Source organism: Exiguobacterium sp. E17S, from assembly GCF_057772545.1.
On sequence record NZ_JBYLRU010000004.1, the window covers coordinates 26,835 to 40,161 of the forward strand.

Consider the following 13,327-nt stretch of genomic DNA (forward strand, 5'->3'; position numbering starts at 1 on the left):
TCGTACACTTAAGGAAGAACGTCACATGATGAAAGAAGGAATTTCACGATGGCTAAAAAACGTTGGGGTGGACTTGCTGTTGCCGGCGCCTTTCTCTTAACGAAAGGAAAGGTCATCCTTGCCTTATTGAAATTTTCGAAGTTTGGAGGCACTCTGATTTCGTTCGGAGTTTCGCTTCTCTTTTACGCTCAAGTATTCGGTGTCTGGTTCGGGGTCGGATTACTTTATCTCCTATTCATTCATGAGATGGGACATCTACTCGCTGCGAAACGACTCGGTTTTAAAACGGGTCCCGCGATTTTCGTACCGTTCATGGGAGCCGTCATCGGGATCAAAGATACGTTCCGGACTCCAAAACAAGAAGCGATTCTTGCGTACGGTGGACCACTTGCGGGTCTCGTGTCCCTGATTCCGCTTGCAATTGGATATGCTGTGACCGGAAATGACTTCTGGCTCGTCATCTTCCATCTCGGAGCCTTGTTGAATCTCTTCAATCTACTCCCTGTCAGTCCGCTTGACGGTGGACGGATTCTTGCGGGACTTCCGATCATCGTTTGGGTCGCTGGTCTTGCTGCCTTGATTGCTTACGGCATCACGAATTTCAGCTTGATTCTGCTCTTGATTGCTTTCTTCGGCGGCAGTGCTGTCTGGAAACGGTATAAATTCGCGAAACAGTATGAGGCGAACCGATCGACCTTGATGTTATACCGTGCTGCACGCGAACGCGTCTTACGCGCAAAGGCGGAGCAGGAACGCGTAAACGCTGAAGTCGCTCTTGCACCGGAAGTGGAGGAAGAACAAACGGTCGAAAGTACGTACGATCCGATTGCTTGGTCGCTTCGTCTCGATTTACAAGATTTGCGACAAGCGAGTCCGGAAGAGGCACGTCAGGAAGCGGACGATCTGTTACGGTATCAATATGATGCTGCGAACGACTACGATGCGTTGTTGCGACGAATCGATCAGCGGATCGAACCGCTCCGACTCGCTGAAGAGTCGGTCCAGTATCACCAGATGCCGAAAAAACAACAAACGATCACGCTCCTTGCTTACTTGGCGCTCGGTGCCATTTTATTCATTGCTTTCGAGTACTCGAAAGGTTATCTCCCTACACCATCTTGAATCTAGTTCCATCGGATGCGCTTCATAGCGCATCCTTTTTTCATGGAGCAAACACATTGACTAGAGTGATTTCTTGCATCTCATCAAAGAAGCGACTACTCTGAGTAAAACCCTACTTACCACTTGTCTAAAAAAGGAGGCTCTCCTTCCATGAATAAAAACACTGCCCGTTTGGGTGAAGCACCTGTCAACCAGCTCTTACTTAGTCTCTCTTTACCGGCAATGGTCGGGATGCTCGTCACGGCACTCTATAATATCGTCGATACGATTTTCGTCGCTCAAGGCATCGGTACGGCTGCCGTTGCCGCTGTCGGAATCGCTTTCCCCGTCCAGCTCGTGTTGATGGCAATCGCCAACTCGATTGGGATCGGGGGGGCTGCGATTGCGTCACAACGGCTTGGTCAAAAACAGACGGATGGTGCCAGTCGTGCTTATGCGAACGTCTTGATAGCAGTTTTCTTCATCAGTATGCTCGCCATCATCAGTGCTTTCATCTTCGTCGAACCGTTACTTCGTCTCTTTGGAGCGACAGATGAAATCATGCCGTATAGCATCGATTTCTTACGCGTCCTCTTGATCGGATCTCCTTTCTTCATGTTGACGATGGCGTCGAGTGCCATGTTACGCGCAGAAGGACGCGCGAACTATCAGATGCGCGTCATGCTGACGACGGTTGCGATCAACATCGTCTTGACCCCGCTGTTCATCTTTGGTCTTGATTGGGGCATCCAAGGTGCTGCACTCGGGACAGTCGTTGCGCAAATCGTCGGTGCTGCACTTGTTTTCCGATTCTTCTTTACGAAACGTCGGCAAACGGGGTTAACACTCGATCGACATGCTTTCAAACCCGATTTCCGTTTAACGTTTCGGATGATGCAAATCGGATCATCGTCTTTCATCATGCAAGTCTCCCAATCGATTTTGTTCATCACCGTCAACCACATGCTCGTCCGGTACGGGGGTACGACAGAACTAGCGACGTTTGCGGTCATCAATAAGTTTATGGCGCTTGTCGGTATGCCGATCATGGGGATCGTACAAGGGATGCAACCGATCGTTGGGTATAATTTCGGTTCTCGGCAATTTAGCCGGATGTCGCTTGCCATCAAACTCGCAATCCGTTACGGCTTATCGTTATCAATCAGCTTGTGGTTACTGATTCAACTGTTCCCCCGTTTTTGGGTCGGCTTGTTCACGGAAGAAGCAACACTGCTGCAGGAAGGCTCGAGTGCGATGCGCATCTTATTCGCTCTATCGTTCGTCTACGGGATTCAAATGATTGTCAACGGGATGTATCAATCGCTCGCCAAAGCAAAAGTCGCTTTATTCTTGTCCTTGTCACGCCAAACTTTATACACGATTCCACTCGTCCTAATCTTACCCCTGTTCTTCGGTGTCAATGGTGTCTGGTTCGCTTTCCCGATTGCTGATGCGATGGCTGTTTTAACGGCCCTTGTCTTCGCCTATAAAGATCGCGTTCTGTTATTTAAACCAGAGGAATACGTCGCAGAGGAACAAAAAGTCGCCACCGCGAAGTGACTGGAAGAGATATCAGATCATCTGCCTTGCAGATGGTCTTTTTTGATGGACTTCTATAATACGAACATGTATTCTGTTACTAGTGAATAACAGAAAGGAGTCTGCAGCATGTATACATTAGCGATTGACTTTGAAACGGCAAATCGGAATAGCCGAAGCATTTGTGCGTTTGGTTGGTCCGTTCTCTCTAACGGTCGCGTCATGGAGAGTAAACAGGTCTTAATCAATCCAGAAGAAAACTTCGACGCCGGAAACATCCGGGTTCATGGAATTCGTCCGAGTGATGTCTTCGATGCACCGACGTTACCTGAAGCGATGGAAGCACATGGCTTATACGATTTAATCGCAGGTGCTCAACTGGTCGTCGCCCACAATGCATCATTTGATATGGGGGCGCTCCAAAAAGCGATTCAAAAATACGATATGTACCAGATGCCCGCTTTTACGTACGGGTGCACGGTCAAATTATCCCGCAAACTGTATCCGTGGTTGCCAAACCATCGATTGAATACGATGGCAGAATTCCTCAACGTCTCTTTCCAGCACCATGATGCGAAAGAGGATGCCTACGTCTGTGCCTTGCTCTTAAACGATATGTTGGAACGAACGAATCTACAGGATCCGGTCACCTTGCATACGTTTTGTGGCGTTCGGATGGGACAGGTTGCCTATTAATAAACAAAAAAATTGTAGACAACAGGGCTGACTCCAAAAATGACGCATCTTTTTTTATACCGAAGGATCAGAGAAGCGTTTTGTTCACTCGACATCGCTTCCTAGGGAAAAACAAGCAAGAGCGACCCTGCAGCGAAGCGGCACGATGCTTGTCCCAGGAAAACGATGCGAGACGAACAAAAAAGCGCAATCCTTCTCGTTAGAGAAAAATTGCACTTTACCTTCAATCTCAAAGCACTCTAGACACGAAATCTAGAGTGCTTTTTGATGCTATTCTATTATTTGCTTGTTTGTTTGATCGGGAACCAGCCTGGACGACTTGTGATGCCTGCCCATAATGCATCTGGAACGACGAGTTCTGCTTGTGCTTCTGGATCAAGTTCTGTCCGGATTGACGCAAGATCACCCGCTTCGACTTTTTCAACCCACTTCGGTTCCATGATCAGTTCACGACCGAGAGCGACCATTGGAACGACAGCCAAACCTTGTTCGACTTCGTCCGCTGTGTGCAGCGATCCGACACCGATGACAGGTACTTGTTCGCCAACACGTTCTTGGACGAGCGTGATTGGTGATGTCGTTGCATTTTCGTCACGAATTGAACCTGCGAAGAAGTCCATCACGGAAACGTGCAAGTAATCGAGGTCTTTTTTCGCCAGCTCATCGACGAGGCGCATCGTATCATCGAGTGTGATTCCTGGATTTTCGATCTCTTCTGGAGAGAAACGGTATCCGACGATGAACGAAGTATCCTGTTTCGCGACGGCTTCGACTGCATCTACGACTGCTAATGGGAAGGCGAGACGTTTTTCTAAACTGCCGCCCCATTTATCTTCACGACGGTTTGAGTGTGGTGAGAAGAATTGTTGGATCAAGTACGTGTTCGCACCATGAATCTCAACACCGTCAAATCCAGCTTCCATCGCACGACGTGTCGCCTGACCGAATGCTTCAATGATTGCTTCAACTTCTTCCGCCTCTAGCGCACGAGGTGTCATTGCCCCTTCACGTACGGGTGCGACAGCACTTGCACTGACTGTTTGCCCACCGACGAGTTCTGGTGGTGCCATACGACCAGCGTGGAAGATTTGTAAGATCGCTTTTGCGCCTTTATCTTGAATCGTTTTTGCGAGTCGCTTCAGACTTGGAACGAGATCGTCACGATGCGCACCGAACTCATTCGGGAATCCTTGACCGTCTGCCGTGACGTTCGCACATGCTGTAATGACCGCACTGACGCCACCTGAACGTTCTGCATAGTACGCGAGTTCCGCATCCGATACTTCGCCGTTCTCTTGTGCCGCATAGTTCGTCATCGGTGCCATCAAGACGCGGTTTTTCAGCGTCACACCGTTTGGTAATGTAAATGGTTCAAACATTGCTTGAGTTGCCATGAGTGAAGTGCCTCCTCTAATTTCTTGAATTGAATATCGACAGTATACGCTCGTCTTCCTCTGAATAGCTACTGATGTGCTTACGCGATGTGTCACTTGCGGATCGCTTTACGACGACCACCCGGCCACCACCAGTTCCAGTGACCAAATAGTTTCATCAGTGCGGGGACGAGTAACATCCGGACGATCGTAGCATCAATAAATATCGCAAGCGCGATACCGACGCCAAGTTGTTTAATTGGACTGACGCCCGTGAAGGCAAACGCTCCAGTGACGACGATCATGATTAAGGCAGCAGACGTAATGATCTTACTCGTCTTCGCAAGCCCCATCTCGGTCGCGTAATCGTTATCGCCTGTCTCGTCATAATACTCTTCCATTCGCGAGACGAGGAACACTTCATAATCCATCGATAAACCAAAGACGAGTGAGAAGATGAAGACCGGTGTCAGAATGCCGATCGTCTCCTGCGGAAGAACTGCGCCGGACTCGAACAAGATGACGAGTAATCCGAATGTCGCCCCTAGACTGAGCAAATTCATCAGAATCGCCTTGATCGGAATCAAGATGGACCGGAACGCAATCAGCAGGATGATGAACGTTGCCAAAACGACGACACCGACTGCTAGTGGGAGTTTCGATTCAATGGCATCATAAATTTCCTGATTGAAGGCTGCCGGTCCCCCGACAAGATAACCGTCCGCTTGCATCTTTCGCACCCAGTCTTGCGAAGCAGCATCCCCGGGATCTCCTTTCAAGTTAACATCAATTCGTGCTTGGTCGTTCTCTGATAGAAATGCCGTCAAAGCTTCGCGCCCGGCCGGAACAGCGACTAACTGCTCGAGCGGCACTTGTTGCTGTTCGGCAATCGTTGCGGCGGATACGACGGAACGTACATCGGGATCCGACTCGAGTCGAATCGTCACGTCTTCGATTTTTTCTCGTCCCACCTCTGAGGAAGCATCAGCAGATAAGATGAGGACGGCGTCCGTTCCATCGTTTCCGAATGTTTTTTCCCACGACTCAAAAGCGAGACGCGACGGATACGATTCCGGTAAAGCAGTCGCTTGCGGAATGTTCAACGTCAAGTCACGTAACGGCAATAAACAAGGTAACAACAGCAATAAGGACAAAATCGTGACTGCGACCGGGCGCTTCATGACGAAACGAGCGAGGCGACGCCAACGATCTTCACTACGACCTGCTCGTTGCCGGAAGAGTCGTCCTTTTTCTAATACCTTCCCGAAGACGATCAATAGTGCTGGTAGTAACGTTAATGCACTGACGACTGCCCCGAGGACCGAAACGAGCGTCCCGATCGCGACAGCGCGGAAGACATCCACATCAATCAGTAATAGCCCGGCAAGTCCGACGAATACACAGATTCCGGAAAATAAAATCGAACGCCCTGCCGTCTCGACCGAACGGATCGCCGCCTTCCGAATATCTTGTCCGTCCTGCCGTTCTTCTCGGAAACGATTGACATATAACAGCGAAAAATCAATTCCGAGCGCCAGCGAAATCATCGCGACCGCATTCAAGACGAAGATTGATAACTCTTGTTGCCCGGCGACGAAATAAAGAACACCGGCACCAAAGACAAAAGTAACGAGTCCCATGATCAACGGTAGGATGGCGGCAACCGGAGTACCGAAAACGAGTAGCAAGACGATCAACGCTGCTGGAATTCCAATCAACTCAGCTCGGATGAGATCATTTTTCGACGCTGTATTCAAATCATCGACGACGACTGGTTCACCCGTTAGTCGAATCGTTCCGGTATCATCCAGTTGACGTGTGACCGCAGCTGCCCATTTCGCATCAAGTGTCGGTACCCCGACCGTCACGTATCCCTTATCGTCCCGAATCGCTCGCGGATTTTCAACAGGACCAGTGACGTTCCCGACACCTTTAATATCACGGAAGCGCTCGACATGTTCCACCATCGTTTGTTGTAGATTCTCTTGGTTTTCAAATAGAACGATGATCGTATGCGGATCCTGACCGAAGTCTTGATCGAGTACTGTCTCGACGCGTTGAAAATCACCGTCACGCGTAAATCCGTTTCCTTCTAGCCGATCGGGTAGTTGATAAGCGAAATATCCAAGCACGACGAGCAGGATCGCCCAAACAATCAACACTCCTCGAAAATACGTACTCATCAGATGACCAAGCCGTTGCATGATGCGTCCCCTTTCTGTATAAACGTACAAAAAACATCCTTCTTGCTGAAAAGCGAAAAGGATGTTTCATTACGTCTTTTGAAAAATTTGAACCCATGTGTTGCCGAATGTCGCCGATGTCGATACGATCGCAAGACGTCGCGCCTCTTCATCGAGTAACACACTTTTGAGTAAAACGGAGGAATGACATCCCTCGAACTTATATTTCAGCTGACTCTTCTCATACAAGTAAAAACGAGATGAATCGGTGATCGAAAACAATTGGTGCCGGTGATCAACGAGCGAATACTCCGCGTAATCCGAAAAAGGAATGATCGATTCCTGATTCGTCGCAGCGTCCCAAATCACATACCGTTCTTTTAGATCATCATAAGAAATGATCGTCGTAGGTGCGATGAATCGTTCGAACGTCAAACGTGTATCATATCCTCGCTCCACTAAGCGTCCGAACAGTGGCGCCTCTTCATAATTTGAGTACCGCCAGTCCCCTGTTTGAACGTTCACACAGACGACGTCTGTTTCTGCCGTGTACAGGAAGATCTCATCATCTTGCCACAAGAATAAATTACTGAACCATGCCTCGGAAAAAGCAGCGGGTCGCTTGATATAATCTAAATGCCCTTGCTCTAAATCTAGTAAACCAAAATAAGCTGACTCTTCAAATACGATGAACAATCGTCCACCGCCTGGCTCAATGTACCAGGAGAATGGAACATACGCACATGCTGTTTCCCATAGTGGTCTTAAATCCGCATCACATTTCATAAATCCGTGGCGATCTCGAAAAAGAAGCAAATCCTCCCCGATTCGATCAAACAGTGAGACGGATTCATGGAGTAACAGCTCTGCAGCAGGTTTATACATATGCATCACTTCCTACTTCATACGGTATCAACCTTCTCAGTTTCTCGCTACTATTGATGCGCTCGGCTTGCACCTCCTGTTATACTAACTTCATGGAAAAAGGAGGACGAACACGATGAAACCTTTACAATTATCAGCAGAGACGGCTGTCGAACTCGCAAAACGTCTGAACGTACCACTTGAACAACTGATGCATATGCCGCGCCATATCTTGATTCAAAAGCTCGTCGAACTCGAGCAGGAACAAGCGAAAACAGAATCGGATTCGTCTAGCGAATCGGAATCTTGAGTAAAAAGCCTCTTTTCCAATGACGGAAGGAGGCTTTAATCTTCGTTTAAGATTGTGGATGATAGTCGGATTTACCGTAACGGAAGACATTGATGATTGCTTTTCCGTCACTCGGATAACCGTTCGGATGATCGATCGGGAAGAGGGAGAAAAAGACGAAATAAAATGAGAAATACGCAAATTGGTACGTAAAAATCGACGCCTCGAACACGCCGGCATAAATAAGACCATTTACGACTAAGATACTCACCAAGTTCGCGATCGATCCACCAGCATAGACCATGATATTAGCAAACTTCGTTTCATGACGTAGCGCCTCATATTGACACCAGCCATCCCAAAAATAGATACGATTTAAACGAATCGGTCCGACACGGAGTAACGATTTTCCAGAACCGATATTGATCTCCATGTTTCCACCGAACAATCGGGCAAAAAAGTAATGCCCCATCTCATGAATCAATGTCACGATAGGCAACAATAAAAAGAACGACAAAAAGAATTTCCATAAATCCTCGAAACCAAACATACGCCGTACATCCTTTCATAAAAACAACATCCCATATACTACTTAAGAGGTTTTTTCCCGAAAGGTGACGCTTCAAACAAGGTTTCGATGAATTCAAGCAAGTCAATTTCATGACAGGCTGACATCGGACTGTCATCCACGTAAAAAAGGACGAAGCCATCTTGCGCTCCGTCCTTCTTGATTTAATCGGTTTTCTTACGACGTTTGTTCGCTGCGTACAACAATCCGATGATCGTCAAGGCTGCACCACCTGCCACCGCATACTTCTTGTAGTCCGCTTTTCGTTCGGCGATGACCGTCGTCGTCAATGCTGGAACGACCAACTGTTTCTCTTCATGCAGTCGTGGTGCGTGCAACTTAACGGCACCCGACTCCACTAACACCTCGAATTCACCGTTTGGCAATTCAATCGTGATATCCTCTTCCGTCGCATTATGATAGACACGCTGCCGTTCGACGTATCCTTCATAGGTTCTCTTCAGTTCAAAGGCAATGACACCTTCCCCTTCTTCGAGGAAACGAAGATGCTTCTTGATCATCGCTGCGTTTGCGAGACGGAACATCGGATACTGACGACGGAGGGCAATCAATCCTTTGACGTACTCGACTGCCGGACGCTCTGTTTCCGCCCGTTCATAGTCAAGACGATTGACGACCTCTCCGGCATTGAAGCTGTCACGAATTCCGTCCTTCGTCCGGAAGAACTCTTGTCCGGCATGGAGGAACGGAATCCCTTGTCCCGTCAAGATGATGGCATTCGCGAGCATTTGCCGTTTCCGACGAATCGCTTCCGTATCGTCTGAACGAGATACCGCTAATTTATCCCAAATCGTCAAATCATCATGCGCTTCGACATACGAGACGACCTGATTCGGTTCATCGGCAAATCCTTGCGAAGAGACGTTGCCGGCGATTCCCCGTTTGACTTCACTCGTCCGGTCGAATGCGCCACTGATGAAACCGCGGTCTTCCGGCGTTTGGACGTCGCCTTTGACCCCGTCCCGTAAACCGTTATTGAAATGAGCGATTCCTGGCATCTTCGGTGCGTTGAAATAGTTCGCTTTTTCTTCCGGATCAAGTGGCGTATCGAGATCCCAGCCTTCACCGATGATCAGAATCGATGGATCGATCCGATCAAGTGCATGACGTACCTGATTCATCGTCTCGACATCATGCAGTCCCATCAAATCGAATCGGAAACCATCCAGATGGTACTCTTTCGCCCAGTACGTCACACAATCGAGAATGAACTTCCGCATCATCAGACGTTCAGATGCGGTATCATTCCCACAGAAACTACCGTTTGACAAGCTACCATCCGCCTCTTGACGATAGAAGTAGCCAGGAACGAATTGACCGAGCGGAACCGTTGCTGCATCATACGTATGATTGAAGACGACGTCCATGATGACACGAATCCCGCGGTCATGTAACGCTTGTACCAATTGTTTTAATTCAAGGATTCGCGTTCGTGGATCATCCGGATTCGATGAGTACGAACCTTCCGGCGCAAAGTAGTTCACCGGATCATACCCCCAGTTATAGTTATCCGGGTCGTTCGGCGCTGTCTCATTGACTGAGCCAAAATCATAGATTGGCAGTAACTGGACATGTGTCACACCGAGATCCGCTAAATAATCCAGTCCTGTCAATCCGCCATTTGGTGTCCGAGTCCCTGCTTCCGTCAGTCCAGCGAACGTCCCACGTGCGACGACACCACTAGCCGGATGACTCGTTGCATCACGTACGTGTAGTTCATAAACAACTGCGTCTTGCGAAGAATGGAACAGTGGGCGTTCTTCGATCCATCGTTCTGGTGTCACACTTGTCGGGTCGATCAACGCACCGCGTTTTCCATTCGTTCCGACGGCTTTCGCATACGGATCGACCGCCTCGACTTTTTGTCCGTTGATGCTCGCTTGAAACGTATAGAAATAACCTTCATATGCCGCTCGATCGAGTTCAACGACGTACGTTCCCCGTTCGCCTGCCATCATCTCGACCTCTTCGACTTTTCGTGCGCGTAGTGTCTTGTAGAGACGAATCACGACACGTTCTGCCGTCGGCGCCCACAAGCGCACGCGAATCGCTGTCTCTGAGAAGGTCGCTCCTAAATCATTTCCACTATAGGCAAATCGCTCATCCAGTTCTTGCGGTGTGAGCGTCAACATGTCTGCTGTTTGTTTCAAAGCTAAGCACCCCTTTCATTTCATGGTTTTTATTATAACAAAATTTCAAAGCAGTGGACGCTTCCGGTATTCCTCTCTAAAATAGAGAGTGGAATGAAAGGGGAGATTAACATGGCAGCAAAAGATAATTCATTTGATATCGTGTCACAAATCAACATCGAGGAAGTCAAGAATGCAGTTCAGATCGCACTAAAAGAAATCACGAACCGCTTCGACTTCAAAGGTTCAAAGAGCGACATGAAGCTCGAAAAAGAGGATTTGATTCTAATCTCAGATGACGATTTCAAACTCGATCAAGTCAAAGATGTCTTAACAGCAAAATTGATCAAGCGCGAAGTCCCGACAAAAAACCTGCAGTACGAAAAAGTCGAACAGGCTGCTGGCAATACGGTTCGCCAACGCGTCATCCTTAAGAGCGGGATTGATCGTGACGATGCGAAAAAGATCAACAATGCCGTCAAGGAATCGAAATTAAAAGTGAAGACACAGATCCAAGATGATCAAATCCGCGTCACAGGTAAATCACGTGACGACTTGCAACAAGTCATGCAAATCGTTCGTGAGCTTCCGTTATCGGTCGACGTTCAATTCATTAACTTCCGTTAATCTACTCGCGTCAAATCGGCTGAACGTTCTTGTTCAGTCCATCAAACAAAAAAAGGAGGTGCTTTCTGGATCGTATCCAAGAAGCACCTCCCTTCATTTATAGTGTTGCTTATTGCGCTGTGTAACCACCATCGAGAACGACAGCTTGACCCGTGACACCTGCTGCTTTGTCACTTGCAAGGAAAATAGCGTAATCCGCGATTTCTTTGACTTGGAGTAACCGTTGTTGCGGGACAAGTGGGTAGATGACTTCTTCTAATACACGTTCGAGTGGTACATTCCGTGTTTCAGCGAGCGAAGACAATTGGTTTTGGACGAGTGGTGTATCGACATATCCTGGGCAAATCGCGTTGACCGTGATACCTGAAGTTGCTCCTTCTAATGCTGCGACTTTCGTTAAACCGATGACGCCGTGTTTCGCACTGTTATAAGCAGCTTTCCCTGCAAAACCAATCAATCCGTTGATCGATGACATGTTCAAGATTCGTCCAGAGCCTTGTTTTTTCATGATCGGGAAGACATATTTCGTATAAAGGAATGGTGCACGAAGCATGATGCTTTGAAGCAAGTCGAATTTCTCAGTCGAGAACTCTTCGATTGGTGAGACGTGTTGCATACCCGCATTGTTGATGACGATATCAATCGTTCCGTAGTGTGCGACAGTCTGTTCGATACTTGATTTGATTGCCTCTTCATTCGTCACGTCACCTGCGACGGCAAACGCATCGAAGCCTTTTTCACGAAGTGTTTCAGCAGAGCGTTTTGCAGCTTCTTCCTGAAGATCGACGATGACGACCTTCGCACCTTCTTGAGCGAATTCTTCAGCGATCTCAAGACCGATTCCGCTTGCTGCTCCTGTAATTAACGCGACTTTTCCTTCGAGTTGTTTCATCATGATGGATTCCTTCTTTCTTTATCTTTACGTGTTCGGTCTCTTTACTGTACGCTGATTGAAAGAATAATAAAAATGAATACTTGTTATGACATCTATAACTCAAAAGAATAGGAGAATACTGATGGATTTCCGCCAACTGGAATACTTTACGGAAGTGGCACGCTTCAAAAGCTTCACTCGTGCCGCTGAACATCTCCACGTCACGCAACCGACGCTCAGTAAAATGGTCCGTCACTTAGAAGAAGAACTTGAGATGGAATTGTTCGACCGGAGCAAACGACAAATCGTCCTGACGGATGCCGGCGAGACCTTATTGATTGAAGGTGAAAAGATTCTGCGACAGTTATCTGATCTGCCTTCTCATCTCTATGATGTCATGCATCTGACGAAGGGAACGATTCGTCTCGGCGTACCCCCACTAATTGGTTCGCTGTTTTTCCCGGGTCTACTGCGTCGCTTCGAAGAGATGTATCCGATGATTCAAATCGAATTAATCGAAGCCGGTGGACATGCGTTAGAAAAAGCGGTCGTCGCCGGTGAAGTCGATTTGATCGCAACGGTGCTTCCTTCGGATGAGCATTTAACGACACACCCCTTCATTGAAGAAGAACTCCATTTATTCTTACCGAGTGATCATCCACTCGCTGATCGGTCGATGATTGCGTTAGAAGAAGTTTCCGACATGCCGTTCGTCTTGTTCAACGAAACGTTCTCGCTACACGATGTTGTCTTGAACGCCTGCCAAGATGCCGGATTTACGCCTAACGTGTCTCGGGTGAGCTCGCAGTGGGACTTCTTATGTTTACTTGTCGCAGAAGGAAATACCGTGACCGTCCTTCCGCGTTCGATCGCGGATCGCTTTTCGATTCGTGGCGTCAAAACGATCCCACTTGAAACACGAGTCCCGTGGCACTTAGGAATCGCCGTTCCAACCGGTCGCTACCAATCGTACGTGACGCGGAAATGGATTCAATTCGTCAGCGATATGTATTCCAAATAAGCATACCTTTCATAAAAACCATGTATTTGTAGAATGGAAATT

12 protein-coding genes are annotated in these 13,327 nt (G+C 48.0%); 6 read left to right on the plus strand and 6 right to left on the minus strand.

Annotated features, from left to right (window positions below; all coding sequences use genetic code 11):
• The first annotated feature begins 48 nt into the window (after positions 1-48).
• The 3 genes from AC3B4V_RS12540 to AC3B4V_RS12550 all read left to right on the plus strand — a co-directional run bounded on the left by AC3B4V_RS12540 (position 49) and on the right by AC3B4V_RS12550 (position 3,336).
• The gene (locus tag AC3B4V_RS12540) at positions 49-1,122 is read left to right on the plus strand and encodes a site-2 protease family protein (protein ID WP_133208400.1); all 1,074 of its coding nucleotides are present in this window, start codon (positions 49-51) and stop codon (positions 1,120-1,122) included.
• Positions 1,123-1,272: 150 nt separating this feature from the next.
• A complete protein-coding gene (locus AC3B4V_RS12545; protein ID WP_214858814.1) occupies positions 1,273-2,661 on the plus strand; it encodes an MATE family efflux transporter in 1,389 nt (462 codons plus the stop codon).
• A 108-nt stretch (positions 2,662-2,769) separates the two neighbouring features.
• Positions 2,770-3,336, plus strand: a complete 567-nt coding sequence (locus AC3B4V_RS12550) for a 3'-5' exonuclease (protein WP_488378631.1) — start codon at positions 2,770-2,772, stop codon at positions 3,334-3,336.
• Positions 3,337-3,614: 278 nt separating this feature from the next.
• Here AC3B4V_RS12550 and AC3B4V_RS12555 read toward each other — a convergent pair whose 3' ends face one another.
• From AC3B4V_RS12555 to AC3B4V_RS12565, 3 genes are all read right to left on the minus strand, one after another.
• The gene (locus AC3B4V_RS12555; RefSeq protein ID WP_488378632.1) at positions 3,615-4,730 is read right to left on the minus strand and encodes an NADH-dependent flavin oxidoreductase; all 1,116 of its coding nucleotides are present in this window, start codon (positions 4,728-4,730) and stop codon (positions 3,615-3,617) included.
• Positions 4,731-4,822: 92 nt separating this feature from the next.
• Positions 4,823-6,913 carry an MMPL family transporter gene (locus tag AC3B4V_RS12560; RefSeq protein ID WP_058265685.1) on the minus strand — a complete coding sequence of 697 codons (2,091 nt, stop codon included), beginning with the start codon at positions 6,911-6,913 and terminating at the stop codon, positions 4,823-4,825.
• Positions 6,914-6,982: 69 nt separating this feature from the next.
• Entirely contained in the window at positions 6,983-7,777 is a 795-nt protein-coding gene (locus AC3B4V_RS12565) for a hypothetical protein (protein ID WP_082663182.1), read from the minus strand.
• Between the two features lie 115 nt (positions 7,778-7,892).
• Here AC3B4V_RS12565 and AC3B4V_RS12570 point away from each other — a divergent pair, with 115 nt between their 5' ends.
• Complete coding sequence (locus AC3B4V_RS12570) at positions 7,893-8,066, plus strand: YycC family protein (protein ID WP_023469668.1); 174 nt, start codon at positions 7,893-7,895, stop codon at positions 8,064-8,066.
• Positions 8,067-8,112: 46 nt separating this feature from the next.
• Here AC3B4V_RS12570 and AC3B4V_RS12575 read toward each other — a convergent pair whose 3' ends face one another.
• Both AC3B4V_RS12575 and pulA read right to left on the minus strand, forming a co-directional pair.
• Positions 8,113-8,595: a site-2 protease family protein gene (locus AC3B4V_RS12575; RefSeq protein ID WP_023469669.1), complete on the minus strand. Its 483-nt coding sequence runs from the start codon at positions 8,593-8,595 to the stop codon at positions 8,113-8,115.
• A gap of 182 nt (positions 8,596-8,777) precedes the next feature.
• Positions 8,778-10,784, minus strand: a complete 2,007-nt coding sequence (gene pulA, locus AC3B4V_RS12580) for a type I pullulanase (protein WP_488378633.1) — start codon at positions 10,782-10,784, stop codon at positions 8,778-8,780.
• 111 nt (positions 10,785-10,895) lie between these two features.
• On the opposite strand from pulA, the gene AC3B4V_RS12585 reads away from it, so the two are divergent.
• Positions 10,896-11,390: a YajQ family cyclic di-GMP-binding protein gene (locus tag AC3B4V_RS12585; protein ID WP_023469671.1), complete on the plus strand. Its 495-nt coding sequence runs from the start codon at positions 10,896-10,898 to the stop codon at positions 11,388-11,390.
• Between the two features lie 109 nt (positions 11,391-11,499).
• On the opposite strand, the gene AC3B4V_RS12590 is transcribed toward AC3B4V_RS12585, so the two are convergent.
• Positions 11,500-12,285, minus strand: coding sequence for a 3-hydroxybutyrate dehydrogenase (locus AC3B4V_RS12590; RefSeq protein WP_029342884.1), 786 nt, complete (start codon positions 12,283-12,285; stop codon positions 11,500-11,502).
• Between the two features lie 121 nt (positions 12,286-12,406).
• Here AC3B4V_RS12590 and AC3B4V_RS12595 point away from each other — a divergent pair, with 121 nt between their 5' ends.
• Positions 12,407-13,285 (plus strand): LysR family transcriptional regulator, encoded by an 879-nt coding sequence (locus AC3B4V_RS12595; RefSeq protein ID WP_035395614.1) that lies wholly within the window; start codon positions 12,407-12,409, stop codon positions 13,283-13,285.
• Positions 13,286-13,327: the final 42 nt, after the last annotated feature.

What these genes read in the sequence shown, in the direction of transcription:
- AC3B4V_RS12555 (WP_488378632.1), bottom strand. Translation starts at nt 4,730, where the DNA reads ATGGCAACTCAAGCAATGTTTGAACCATTTACATTACCAAACGGTGTG.
- AC3B4V_RS12590 (WP_029342884.1), bottom strand. Translation starts at nt 12,285, where the DNA reads ATGATGAAACAACTCGAAGGAAAAGTCGCGTTAATTACAGGAGCAGCA.
- AC3B4V_RS12550 (WP_488378631.1), top strand. Translation starts at nt 2,770, where the DNA reads ATGTATACATTAGCGATTGACTTTGAAACGGCAAATCGGAATAGCCGA.
- AC3B4V_RS12595 (WP_035395614.1), top strand. Translation starts at nt 12,407, where the DNA reads ATGGATTTCCGCCAACTGGAATACTTTACGGAAGTGGCACGCTTCAAA.
- AC3B4V_RS12540 (WP_133208400.1), top strand. Translation starts at nt 49, where the DNA reads ATGGCTAAAAAACGTTGGGGTGGACTTGCTGTTGCCGGCGCCTTTCTC.
- AC3B4V_RS12560 (WP_058265685.1), bottom strand. Translation starts at nt 6,913, where the DNA reads ATGCAACGGCTTGGTCATCTGATGAGTACGTATTTTCGAGGAGTGTTG.
- AC3B4V_RS12545 (WP_214858814.1), top strand. Translation starts at nt 1,273, where the DNA reads ATGAATAAAAACACTGCCCGTTTGGGTGAAGCACCTGTCAACCAGCTC.
- AC3B4V_RS12585 (WP_023469671.1), top strand. Translation starts at nt 10,896, where the DNA reads ATGGCAGCAAAAGATAATTCATTTGATATCGTGTCACAAATCAACATC.
- AC3B4V_RS12565 (WP_082663182.1), bottom strand. Translation starts at nt 7,777, where the DNA reads ATGTATAAACCTGCTGCAGAGCTGTTACTCCATGAATCCGTCTCACTG.
- AC3B4V_RS12575 (WP_023469669.1), bottom strand. Translation starts at nt 8,595, where the DNA reads ATGTTTGGTTTCGAGGATTTATGGAAATTCTTTTTGTCGTTCTTTTTA.
- AC3B4V_RS12570 (WP_023469668.1), top strand. Translation starts at nt 7,893, where the DNA reads ATGAAACCTTTACAATTATCAGCAGAGACGGCTGTCGAACTCGCAAAA.